Origin of the sequence: Mycobacterium sp. 852002-51163_SCH5372311 (assembly GCF_001667115.1) — a bacterium.
Lineage (GTDB): Bacteria > Actinomycetota > Actinomycetes > Mycobacteriales > Mycobacteriaceae > Mycobacterium.
This window is the reverse complement of sequence record NZ_LZIJ01000200.1, coordinates 1-10,953: the sequence shown is the minus strand read 5'-3', so window position 1 is coordinate 10,953 and position 10,953 is coordinate 1. Positions and strand designations below refer to the sequence as shown.

Annotated in this window: 12 protein-coding genes; 4 read left to right on the top strand and 8 right to left on the bottom strand. The window is 65.0% G+C overall.

The genetic code is table 11. From position 1 onward, the window contains the following. Positions 1-1,086, top strand: a 1,086-nt coding sequence (locus A5791_RS24830; protein WP_231996005.1) for a dihydrodipicolinate reductase, incomplete at its 5' end; no start/stop codon positions are given. 77 nt (positions 1,087-1,163) lie between these two features. Then, positions 1,164-2,327 carry a MalY/PatB family protein gene (locus A5791_RS24825; protein ID WP_067242787.1) on the top strand — a complete coding sequence of 388 codons (1,164 nt, stop codon included), beginning with the start codon at positions 1,164-1,166 and terminating at the stop codon, positions 2,325-2,327. Between the two features lie 53 nt (positions 2,328-2,380). Here A5791_RS24825 and A5791_RS24820 read toward each other — a convergent pair whose 3' ends face one another. The 5 genes from A5791_RS24820 to A5791_RS24800 all read right to left on the bottom strand — a co-directional run bounded on the left by A5791_RS24820 (position 2,381) and on the right by A5791_RS24800 (position 6,238). Beyond that, positions 2,381-2,860, bottom strand: coding sequence for a hypothetical protein (locus A5791_RS24820; protein WP_067242783.1), 480 nt, complete (start codon positions 2,858-2,860; stop codon positions 2,381-2,383). A gap of 6 nt (positions 2,861-2,866) precedes the next feature. Next, positions 2,867-3,766, bottom strand: coding sequence for a hypothetical protein (locus A5791_RS24815; RefSeq protein WP_067242781.1), 900 nt, complete (start codon positions 3,764-3,766; stop codon positions 2,867-2,869). A 9-nt stretch (positions 3,767-3,775) separates the two neighbouring features. Next, a complete protein-coding gene (locus A5791_RS24810; protein WP_197504772.1) occupies positions 3,776-4,534 on the bottom strand; it encodes an SDR family oxidoreductase in 759 nt (252 codons plus the stop codon). 76 nt (positions 4,535-4,610) lie between these two features. Then, positions 4,611-5,513: an NAD(P)-dependent oxidoreductase gene (locus A5791_RS24805; RefSeq protein WP_067242777.1), complete on the bottom strand. Its 903-nt coding sequence runs from the start codon at positions 5,511-5,513 to the stop codon at positions 4,611-4,613. Between the two features lie 56 nt (positions 5,514-5,569). After that, positions 5,570-6,238: a hypothetical protein gene (locus tag A5791_RS24800; protein WP_067242776.1), complete on the bottom strand. Its 669-nt coding sequence runs from the start codon at positions 6,236-6,238 to the stop codon at positions 5,570-5,572. Positions 6,239-6,465: 227 nt separating this feature from the next. Here A5791_RS24800 and A5791_RS24795 point away from each other — a divergent pair, with 227 nt between their 5' ends. Continuing rightward, positions 6,466-7,194 carry a DUF2652 domain-containing protein gene (locus tag A5791_RS24795; RefSeq protein ID WP_067242773.1) on the top strand — a complete coding sequence of 243 codons (729 nt, stop codon included), beginning with the start codon at positions 6,466-6,468 and terminating at the stop codon, positions 7,192-7,194. Positions 7,195-7,204: 10 nt separating this feature from the next. On the opposite strand, the gene A5791_RS24790 is transcribed toward A5791_RS24795, so the two are convergent. The 3 genes from A5791_RS24790 to A5791_RS26630 all read right to left on the bottom strand — a co-directional run bounded on the left by A5791_RS24790 (position 7,205) and on the right by A5791_RS26630 (position 9,793). Further along, entirely contained in the window at positions 7,205-8,398 is a 1,194-nt protein-coding gene (locus A5791_RS24790; RefSeq protein WP_067242771.1) for an acyl-CoA dehydrogenase family protein, read from the bottom strand. Between the two features lie 29 nt (positions 8,399-8,427). Beyond that, positions 8,428-9,204 (bottom strand): SDR family NAD(P)-dependent oxidoreductase, encoded by a 777-nt coding sequence (locus A5791_RS24785; protein ID WP_067242769.1) that lies wholly within the window; start codon positions 9,202-9,204, stop codon positions 8,428-8,430. Between the two features lie 103 nt (positions 9,205-9,307). After that, a complete protein-coding gene (locus tag A5791_RS26630) occupies positions 9,308-9,793 on the bottom strand; it encodes a hypothetical protein (protein ID WP_156661600.1) in 486 nt (161 codons plus the stop codon). A 258-nt stretch (positions 9,794-10,051) separates the two neighbouring features. Here A5791_RS26630 and A5791_RS24775 point away from each other — a divergent pair, with 258 nt between their 5' ends. Beyond that, entirely contained in the window at positions 10,052-10,834 is a 783-nt protein-coding gene (locus A5791_RS24775; RefSeq protein ID WP_067242767.1) for an SDR family oxidoreductase, read from the top strand. The last annotated feature ends 119 nt before the right edge of the window (positions 10,835-10,953 follow it).

Genomic DNA, 10,953 nt, shown 5'->3' with positions numbered 1-10,953 from the left:
CGTACCGTGGTGTGGTCCACCGGGGGAGTCGGATCGATCGCGATCGACGCGATTGGCCGCCGACCGGATCTGGAACTCGTTGGCGTATGGGTGCATTCGCCCGAGAAGGTCGGCAAGGACGCCGGTGAGCTAGCCAACGGCGAGTCGATCGGTCTGGCCGCCACGAATGACGCGGAGGCGCTCATCGCACTGAAGCCCGACTGCGTGATCTATGCGGCCAGCGGCCCCGAACGCGATGCGCTGGCCATCCCCGACTACGTCAAGCTGCTCGAAGCCGGAATCAACGTCGTCACCACCAGCACTACTCGCCTGGTCAACCCGCATGCCTACCAACCGGCCGAATGGCGCGACCAGCTGGCCGCCGCCGCCAAGCAGGGCCAGGTGTCGTTGTATGCGTCAGGAATCGAACCGGGCTTCGCCGCCGACTACCTGCCCCTGGTGCTGTCCACGCAGTCGTCGACGATCGAAAAGATCCACGCGTTCGAGATCGGCCTGTACGACGACTACGGGGTGCCCGACATCATGAGCGACGCGTTGGGCTTCGGCCGGCCGCTTGACTACCAGCCATGGATCGGCTTTCCGGGTGCGATTGCCGGCGAGTGGCAGGGCCAGATCCGGTTGATCGCCGACGCGCTCGGCGTCGAGGTGTCCGAAGTCCGCGAGGGATTCGAGCGCGCCGTCACCAACCGGACGCTGGACGTCGCGATGGGCACGGTGGAGGCCGGGACCTGCGGCGCACTGCGTATGCAGGCGATCGGGGTGGTCGACGGCCGCGACGCCATCGTCATCGAGCACGTCACCAGGCTCGCGCACGACGTCGCCCCCGACTGGCCCACCGGCATCGGCGATCTGTCGTACCGCATCGTGATCAGCGGCGATCCCGACATCGATTGCACGCTGGCCGCGACACTCAAGGATCCACGTCGGGCCGGTATCCCGGGGATGAGTTCGGGGGCCGGCGCCATGGTCGCGACCGCGATGCGCGTCGTCAACGCCGTCCCCTACGTCGTCGACGCAGCACCCGGCCTGCTCAGTTCGGTGGATCTGCCCCTGACGATTCCGAAAGGCGCGTTCGTCGGCGGTTAAAGTGGTTGCTCGTGAGTCCCGGAGCGGTCAATCCTTTCGAGGAGCTTTCGGTCGAGCAACTGCGCGAACGCAGCAGCATGAAGTGGCGCGCGTGCGCACCTGATGTGTTGCCATTGTGGGTTGCCGAGATGGACGTCCGGCTCGCGCCGACGGTGGCCGACGCGCTTCATCGGGCGGTCGATATCGGCGATACCGGCTACCCATACGGAAGAGGCTATGCCGTAGCCGTGAGCGAATTCGCTTCCCAGCGCTGGGGATGGCACGATCTGGCGGTCAGCCGAACCGCGATCGTTCCCGACGTAATGCTCGGTGTCGTCGAGATGCTGCGTCTGGTCACCGAACGCGACGACACGGTGATCGTCAATCCCCCTGTGTATCCGCCGTTTTACGCGTTCGTATCGCATGACGGCCGACGGGTGGTCGAAGCGCCGCTTGGTGGCGACGGCCGAATTGACCTGGCGGCGTTGGAGGAAGCATTTTCGCGCGCCCGCAGTTCTGGTGGGCCGGCTGCGAAAGTGGCTTACTTGTTGTGTAATCCGCACAATCCGACCGGTGCGGTGCACACGGTCGAGGAGCTGAGTGCTGTTGCCGATTTGGCCCGCCGATTCGGTGTCCGGGTGGTATCGGACGAAATTCATGCTCCGCTTGTGCTACCCGGTGCGCGGTTCACGCCGTATCTGACCGTCCCGGGCGCGGAGAACGCCTTGGCCCTGATATCCGCCTCTAAGGCGTGGAACCTGTGCGGGCTGAAGGCAGCGTTGGCCGTTGCCGGTCCGGAATCGGCGGCCGACCTCAAGCGGATGCCCGAGGAAGTCAGCCACGGCCCCAGTCACTTGGGCGTCATCGCGCACACCGAGGCGTTCCGCACCGGCAGTGCCTGGCTCGACGCGCTGCTGGACGGTTTGGACACGAACCGAAAACTGTTGGGCGACTTGGTAACCGAGCATCTCCCAGGTGTACGGTATCAACGGCCGGAGGGCACATATCTGGCATGGCTGGATTGTCGGCAACTGGGTTTCAACGAACAGGCCGCCGAGGGCATCGCGGTGGTGTCCGATCTGTCCGGACCGGCGCGCTGGTTTCTCGACCATGCTCGGGTCCTACTGACCTCGGGCCACGCGTTCGGCACAGGCGGCGTAGGGCATGTGCGCATGAATATCGCTACGTCGCAAGCGATTCTGGTGGAGGCGGTGACGCGGATGGGCCGCGCAGTGCAGGAACTTGTGGCGAGCAGACGCTAAATCGCGTAAATCGGTGCGGATTTGCGCGACTCTGCGTCTACTCCCGCGCATAGTTACTTGGGGGGACGAACTCCGGCGGCACGGTAGACGAACACGGGGTCTAGCGGGAAAGCAAGCTCCTTGGCAGGCAGTTGCTGCAGAACCTCGTCGTCGATGTGTTTCTTGTAGTTGAGCTCCATCGTGCCGCTGAACACGCGGTCCACCGCGGGCAAGTCGATCTTTATCGAGAGACCCTTGTCGGTGATGGACGCCCGCGCCGGTCCGGTTCTGCTGTCCCAGCCGCAGTCGACCGAGCGCATCGCCGGGTCGGCGCGCGTCGGGAACGTTGCGACGATCCGCGTTTTGCTGAACGCGAACGCACCGCGATAGCGGGCGACGCCGGACGCCGAATAGACGCCCGGGACATGGCCGCTGAAGTGGCGGTTCACCCCGACCCTGCCGGAGAGGTAGATGACGCCCTCGGCTTCGAATTGTTCGCGCAGCTCTGCCGGCAGGCTGCCCAGCTGAGACCATTTTCGGAGTATCCCGAACACGAGGTCTCAGCGCCTGTCGGTCTGGCCGGCGGCGACCTGGTCGTCTGCTCGCACCAGCTGCGCCGAGCCGGCGGTGATGGGACGGTCGTCGTTGCCTTCGTCGTGGATGAGCATGCGCACCCCGATGCACCCGTCGGCGCCGCGGTAGGCGGTCCCGTCGACGCGAAACGGGCCCACCTTGCCGCGCGCCATGAACATCACGTGCCAGCTCTGCACCTGCAGCTTCCTGGTACCCGCCTGCTCTGCGGCCAGATCGATCGCGGCCGTCTCCAGCAACACGTGCTGCGGCCCGATATGCAGCGCGGCGTCGGGCGATGCCACCTCGAGGGTGAGCTCAGGCATCACCCAGTGCCCGTCGTCGCGCCTGGATGCGCCGAACGCCTGCCACAGCGGCGGCAGGTCCGGGGAATCCTCGATGACCAGCTCGGTGCCGCTGACATCCATCTTGTCCAGACCGGGCGGTGGTTGACCGATGACCGCGCCCTGCCCCTGAATGAAGGCGATCACGCGATCGGTGTTGTCCGCGTCGACGATCAGGCAACGGCCGTAGCCCATCGTCCTGCCCTGGTGGATGTTGCCGGAACCCACCACCAGGACGGTGTCGACGTCGAAGCCCGGATCCAGGATCTGCACCGAGGAGATCACCGGATTGGGCACCGCGACCATGTCGGTCTGGCACCCCTCCGGTGAGGCAATTGCCAACGGGGCGACCATGATTCCGCCGGCCTCGTTACGCATGTCACGGCGGATGCGAACGGTGTCGTCAACCTCGCCGATATTCATCGACGCATGATTGCGACCGATATAGCGGTAGCTGAGCAGGCCGGTCCAACGGCGCAGCAGCTCGTCCCGATAAGCCTCGGTGTCGTCGATCAGCTCTCTGATATCGCGTGGCCGCTCGGACATCGACGTCTCCTAGGTGTCCAGAAGTCCCGCCGGAGTCGCCGAAGCACCCCTGGCGACCACGACCGGCATAGACGTTGCCGCGTCGGTGCGCAAGATCGTGTGCACCACTTCGACGAGATCTTCGACCGGCATCAGCTTTCCCGGCATGCAGCCGCGCGCCATCCACAGTGGGTGCGCTTTCATGGCAAGCTCGCGATCCCAGTCGAAACTCATTCCCGTCATCGAGTCGCCCTCGCCGCCCGCGCACTCTCCGACGATGAGGTTGGTGAAGCCGATATTCGGGTGCTCGGCGCGCCACACCTCCACAAGTCTCTCCAGCGCCGCCTTGCTGACGCCATACGCGCCCAAGCCCGGCCATGGCGGGCCGTAGGTGCCCGAATCTGACGAGAGGTAGACCGCTTTACCGCCGGACGCCGCCAGGTGCGGTACCGCCGCAGCCGTCGCCAGCGAAGCACCGATGACATTGGTATCCAATACTTTTCGCCACATTTCGGCATCGGTGTCGGCGATGCGCACCAATGGGCATATAGCGGAGGCATATACCAGGTTGTCGATGCCGCCGAGCGCGTCGGCAGCGGCATCGATCGCCGCTCGGCACGAATCCTGTTCGGTCACATCGCATTCGACGGCGACCGCGCCCTCCCCGGCTTCCTGCGTAGCTGCTTCGAGCCGCTCCCGCCGACGCGCGAGCAGAGCAACATTGGCACCGCGTTTGGCAAGGCCGACACCGATACAGCGCCCTAGCCCGCTCGACGCACCAATCACCACCGTTCTCGACATATCCGTCCTATCAATCGAATTCGACGCGCTGAGCGTTCGCGCCCAGCCCCTATCAACCATCAGTTCATGCGCTGACCAGCTCCGGATGAAACTTGGCGACCATGCGCCGGATCCCGTCACGCCAGTCCACCTCGGTGCCGCCGACGAGCTCGCGCATCCGGGTCAGATCGACGGGCACTCCGCTCAGTGCCTGCGGGTCCTCCCGGAACGTCGGCTCGCAACCGATCAGCGAGCCGAGGTAGGTACACCACTCCTGCAGGGAGACGGTCGTGCTTCCGGCCCAGTTGACCGTGACCGCCGGGACCGACGCCACCTCGAGCAGCTTCGGGATCGTTGCGATGATGTCGTCCTGGTGGATGGGGTTGTAGCGGGCCGGACCGCCGGGCGGCACCGGAATCGGAATGCCGGCCAGCATCATCTCCATGTGGTAGTACGGCCACCCGCCGTTGTCGCCGTACGGCACGTTCAGCCGGGCGATGGTGGTAGGTACGCCGAGCACCCGTGCGGTCGACCGGACCACGGCCTCCCCCGCGATCTTGGAGATGGAGTAGGTCGGAAACACGACCTTGTGGTTGTCGCCCAGGGCGGCGTACTCGGTCCGTGGTTCGTCGTCAGGAGGGTCATAGACCGCCGTCGAGGAGCAGTACAGGAAGCCTTTGGCGCCGCGGCAGTGGCTCATGAGCAGGCCGGCGGAATCCGCGTTGGCCGCCAAGTCCTTGCCCCAGTTGCCGCTTTTGGCCACCGCCAGGTCGAGGACGTAATCGAAGTCGTCCGGGAGCGCGGTGAAGTCGCCGGCGGCCAGGTTGACCGCCTCGCAGTGCACACCTGCCTGCTCTAGATTTGCGCGCGCGGCGGCGTCGGTGAACCGGGCGATCCCCCACACCTCGTTGTCGGCGGCCAGCGCCCGGGCGATCGGTGCCGCGACCTGACCGCTCGGTCCGGTGATCAAGATCTTGTAGCCGCGCATGCGCTGATGGTATGCGTGCCGAGGTTTACATCTGCTCGCTGGTCCGTAATGGACGGCTATCCGCCTAGCTCGCCGGCGATGCCGCGCTCGATTCTTGCTTGCGTCAACGACGGCAACACGATCAGCCCATCGAGTTCTTTGCGGGCCAGGTCGAACGCGCGTTGACGCTCCTGTGCCGTCGCCGCATTGTCCGATACCACGCGGAGCAGGCTCTGCGCACGGGCGATCCGTTGCTGCCCCTCCTCGGTAAACTCGTTGCGGCGCTGACGAATTGCCTCAGTCTCGGCCACGTTGAACGCGGTGACATACTCCTCGACGGCGGCGAAGTACTGATCGGCGGCCTCGCGGTCGTCGAGAAGATCTTCGGCTCTGGTCGGGCGCAGCATCTCCGCCCTGAGCTTGGCCTTGTGAAAGCCCGTCGTGAAAGGGTTGCGCATGTCCGTCATGAGCGGGAAGTCCAGCAGCTTGGCCGCGTCGAGTTCGTAGTCCAGCCACCGCGAATCCGTTCGCCGGTGCTCCTCGACAACGCGTTTGATCGCCGCCCATTGGGCGGCCTGATTCCCTGTTTTTGCCTGCGACGCAGGAGCGGCTTTTTCGTCGGGCTCTGTCCCGCTCGCCTGCTGGCCTCTTCGGAAAGCAGTGAACGCCCTGTGCGCGGCGACGATCGCCCCGGCCAGCGGGAGGATGATCAGCAGAAGCTCCACCAGGCGGAACACCAAGCCCATAAAGCAAGGATGCCACCGTTGCAACGGGCGCTCGTCACATCCGCCACACTGGCCCCTGGCGGTGGGCCTGTCTGTTCCAGAAATTGCTATCGCCCGCGCTAGCGCTTTTCGGAACCGGATGGCGCCGTCCGCGGCGAGGCTGGAGTGAAGCATGTGGCGACCGAGCCGATCTTCGATCCCCGCAATCCGCCGCTCAAGCGACCTGACCTGGCTAGACTCCGGAAATCATGGCCATCCAACGAGCCGTTCTGCTGATTGCAGACATCGGCGGATATACGAACTACATGCAGTGGAACAGGTTGCACCTGGCCCACGCTCAACAGACGGTGGCCGACCTGCTGGAGTCGGTGATAGACGCCGGCAAGGGACTGAAGCTAGCCAAGCTGGAAGGCGATGCCGCCTTCTTCTGGGCGCCCGGCGGTAATGCGAAAGTCCTGGTGTGCGAACGCCTTTCAGACATGCGCCGGTCGTTTCTCGCCCGCCGGGAAAGGATGCGGAAAGACATCGCCTGCGACTGCGCGAGCTGTGCCCAGCTAGACAGCCTGTCGCTCAAGTTCGTCGCACACGAGGGCGAGGTGGCGCAGCAGAAGGTCAAGCGCCTCGTCGAGCTGGCCGGCGTGGACGTCATCCTCGTGCACCGCATGCTGAAGAACGACGTGCCGGTCGCGGAATACGTCCTGATGACCGACGTCGTGGCGCAATGCCTCGATGAGCACTTCCGCGGTCTCTGCCTGCCGCTCGTTCACCACTTCGAAGGCATCGGAGAAACGTCCACGCACTACATCGACTTGGCCACGTCTGAGATCGCACCCGTGGTGCCGGAGTCCGGCTTCGGCTCCAAGCTGGCAGCCAGGCTGAAGTTCGAGTCCAGCGCGCTGCCCTACGCGCTGGGTCTCAAGAAGGCATGCGCAGGCTTCCGTCATCTGGGCCGCGGCTCCAAGCAGGTGCCGGCTTAGGCCGGCGAACTCAGAGCCCGAACTGATCCTCGATAATTCCCAGCCAGACCTGTGCCACATCCATCGCCACCTTCTCGCTGATGAACGCGTGCTGGGTTCCGGTGTACATGTCGCGGAACGCGCGTTCGAGGCGGCTGCCCTCGCGAATGGAGCTGGTACCGGCGACCAGATGGGCCCATTCCGCGCAGCCGCGCGCCGTATCGGTGGCGTGGATCGCGGCCACGCGCATGTCCGCTCGCAAGGTCGGCGTCAGGTCCTCCCCGGCGGCCACCGCAGCCTCGGCAGTGGTGAAGGCGTCGAGCACCAGCAGGCGCGCGGCGCGCCATGCCGCGACGTGCTGGGCAAGCCCCTTCTGGAAGGTCGGACGACTGGCCAGCGCCGCCATGTCACTCATTCGGTACTTGGTCGCCGCCAGCTCGGCGACATCGTCGAGCATGCTCTTGGACACCCCGAGCGCCCAGGACGCATGACCGGCGGCCGTCACCGGCATCAGCCCCATGCGGGTGGCCGGCGACATGCCGCGGTACGGCTCACGAGTGAACAGCGCGAACGTGCGGTATTCCGGAACGAAGACGTCCTGGACGCTGTAGTCGTAGGAGCCAGTTCCCTTGAGCCCCTGTACATGCCAGCCGTCGTTGAATGAAACCTCGGCCCGCGGCAGCACAGCTACCCGCATGTCGGGAATGCCTTCGCTGATCCACCGCATCTCGCCGTTGTCCATCGGGAAGAACCCGGCGGCGACGTACTGCGAATGGCCGATACCCGAGCCGAAGCTCCACGATCCGCTCAGTCGATACCCGCCGTCGGCCGTGTGTCCCTGGCCGTTGGGAAAGAACTGGCCTCCCATCGTGACACGGTTGTCGTGGGCGGTGAACACTTCCGCAAACCCGTTGTCGGGCAGATATGCGGCGGCAGCGAACGACGACGGCAGGTTCGCGATGCCGATCCACCCGAATGAGCCGTCCTGCCAAGCCATTTCGATCCATGTCTCGATCATCTCGGCGAACGACGGTTCGACACCACCGGCCGCGACCGGATTGAACGCCGACATCAGCCCACTGGTCCACATCTCGTCGACGATCGCGTCAGTCAGGGTGCGTATCCGCTCGGATTCGGCGGCCTCCGCGCGCACCACGGCTCGCATCCCTCGGGCCAGCGCAACCACCTGACCACTCACTTCTGCTGTCTCCGATATCGAAGTCATTGCTGTTTCCTACCACTTCGCGATCGGTGTCACTCGGGTAGGCCGAACAGCCGGACCACACCGTGATCGCGGCCGGCGGTGTAGCCGCCGTCGACGGCAATGGCCTGTCCGGTGACGAAGGACGCGTCGGGAGACAACAGAAAGGCCGCCACGGCCGCGATCTCCTCGGGCTGACCCAGCCGCTGCAAGGCATGCTCCTTGGTGATCGAAGCCGCCGGACCTTCCATCCCCGGTATCCCAAAGACGCTGTCGGCCATCGGCGTTTTGATGAAGCCCGGGCAGATCGCGTTGGCCCGAATGCCGCTGGGCCCGTAGTCGAGCGCGATGTTCTTGGTCAAAAGGACAACGCCGCCCTTGGCGGCGTTGTAGGAACTGCCGCCCGCCGTACCTTCCAGGCCCTCGATGCTGGCGAGGGTGACCATCGAGCCGCGCTCGCCGTCGATCCGGGGTTGCTCGATCATTCGGGCCAGGGCGGCCTTTGCGACCAGAAAGGTAGCGGTGAGGTTGATACCGATCACCCGGTCCCATTCGGCGCGTGGCAGTAGATGGACCGGGCCGCCGCCGGCGACGCCGGCAGAGTGCACGACGCCGTCGAGGCGGCCGGGCACCGCGTCGAACACGGCCGCGACGGCCTCCTCGTCGGTGACGTCGGCCGCCACGAATGTGAACCCAGAACCGAGGTCGGGCGGGGACGTCAGATCGGCGCCGACGACGGCAGCGCCGTCGGCCAGCAGGCGCCGCGCCGTCGCCAAGCCGATACCTGATGCGGCGCCCGTGACGACGTAGGTGCGGGAGCTGGTGTTCATGGGTCCTCTCTCGCGGAAGCCAGCGTTGATTCAGCGCCGGCGCGCCCTACTCGCATGTTTGCGCCGTGGGCACAGAGCCAGCGCGCGGTCTTGCGGCCCGGGCTCAGAATGGTGTCACGTTCTGCGTGCTGACGGACATGCCGTGGCCGGTACGGTCATTGGTGAACTTCGTGCCGTCCGGGCTGGCGACGATGGTCCAGCCCTGCGCGCTGTAGGTCTGATAGTCGATCGTGACTTTGCCCTCGAGCAGACCGAGATCGGCATTGACCCAATGGAATTCGCCATCGGCGTTGACACTGGCGACGGGATAGTGCTGCCCGTCGGGCATGGTGGGCCAGTTGTTGGTGTTGGTTCGGCAGGCGACCACTTCAGCGTTGATAGAACAACTCGTCGATCCCGACTTCGTTTGCACACGGACGTAGCCCTGGTCATTCGGCGGCAACGGGATTGCCGGCGAGGCCGGCGGCGTGGCCGTCGAGATCAGCGCGTACTGCGGAGGGGTAGCCCTCGGCTCGGACACCCCGGACACGACAACGGCCGCCGCAACGAGGATTCCGACTGAAAAGCTAAGCGAAACATAGGTTCTCATCCTCGAGCCCACCTTGATTTTCAACGTACTCACCCCATCCAGGCCGCGTCGACAATGTTTGCTAACTCTACCCCGGCGCAGGCCCAGCCGCGATAACCGAGCGCTTTGCCCTTGCGCTGCGACACTTACATCACGCACACGACGCGCCGAGGAGCATGACAGCCAGTTAAGTCTCGGCGCGGCGCACCGCTCCACCCCCGGCAAACCGGCGATCACCGGGCTGAGAACATAAGGCATTCCAACGAGCCGGAGGACGATATGACGGGACGATTGGCGGGAAAGGTCGCACTGGTCAGCGGCGGCGCGCGCGGAATGGGCGCGTCGCACGTGCGGGCGATGGTGGACGAGGGCGCGAAGGTGGTGTTCGGCGACATCCTCGACCATGAGGGCGAGCTGGTAGCCAAGGAAGTCGGCGACTCATGCCGATACGTCTCGCTTGACGTCACCAAGCCCGAGCAGTGGGAGGCCGCGGTAGCCACCGCCCTCGACGTATTCGGCGGCGTCGACATACTGGTCAACAACGCGGGGATCATCAACATCGGCACCATCGAGGACTACGAGCTCTCCGAATGGCAGCGGATCCTCGACATCAACCTGACCGGGGTGTTCCTCGGTATTCGAGCCGTCGCCAAGCCGATGAAGGAAGCCGGTCGTGGTTCCATCATCAACATCTCATCGATCGAAGGACTGGCCGGGACGATCGCGTGCCATGGTTACACCGCAACCAAATTCGGTGTCCGCGGCCTCACCAAGTCAGCCGCGTTGGAGTTGGGGCCGAGCGGAATCCGGGTGAACTCCATCCATCCCGGCCTCATCAAGACGCCGATGACGGAATGGGTTCCCGAGGACATCTTCCAGACCGCGCTGGGCCGGATCGCCGAGCCGCGAGAAGTGTCCAACCTCGTCGTCTACCTCGCCAGTGACGAGTCCAGCTATTCGACCGGCTCGGAGTTCGTGGTCGACGGCGGTTGCGTGGCCGGACTCGCGCATAAGGACTTCGCGGCGGTCGACACCGCGCAACAGCCGGAGTGGGTCACCTAAGTTCGCCGAGCAGACGCAGAATCGCCTAAAAACCACCGGTTTCCCTCTTCGCCAGTCTGGTTGTGAGTCAGTCGACTCGAATTCAGTGGAGGGAGCGGTGGTTGTCGATTAGTGCGGGG

Excerpts from the sequence above, each read along its gene's own strand:
- A5791_RS24825 (WP_067242787.1), top strand. The coding sequence starts at position 1,164 with ATGAAGTGGCGCGCGTGCGCACCTGATGTGTTGCCATTGTGGGTTGCC.
- A5791_RS24815 (WP_067242781.1), bottom strand. The coding sequence starts at position 3,766 with ATGTCCGAGCGGCCACGCGATATCAGAGAGCTGATCGACGACACCGAG.
- A5791_RS24805 (WP_067242777.1), bottom strand. The coding sequence starts at position 5,513 with ATGCGCGGCTACAAGATCTTGATCACCGGACCGAGCGGTCAGGTCGCG.
- A5791_RS24800 (WP_067242776.1), bottom strand. The coding sequence starts at position 6,238 with ATGGGCTTGGTGTTCCGCCTGGTGGAGCTTCTGCTGATCATCCTCCCG.
- A5791_RS24795 (WP_067242773.1), top strand. The coding sequence starts at position 6,466 with ATGGCCATCCAACGAGCCGTTCTGCTGATTGCAGACATCGGCGGATAT.
- A5791_RS24790 (WP_067242771.1), bottom strand. The coding sequence starts at position 8,398 with ATGACTTCGATATCGGAGACAGCAGAAGTGAGTGGTCAGGTGGTTGCG.
- A5791_RS24785 (WP_067242769.1), bottom strand. The coding sequence starts at position 9,204 with ATGAACACCAGCTCCCGCACCTACGTCGTCACGGGCGCCGCATCAGGT.
- A5791_RS26630 (WP_156661600.1), bottom strand. The coding sequence starts at position 9,793 with ATGAGAACCTATGTTTCGCTTAGCTTTTCAGTCGGAATCCTCGTTGCG.
- A5791_RS24775 (WP_067242767.1), top strand. The coding sequence starts at position 10,052 with ATGACGGGACGATTGGCGGGAAAGGTCGCACTGGTCAGCGGCGGCGCG.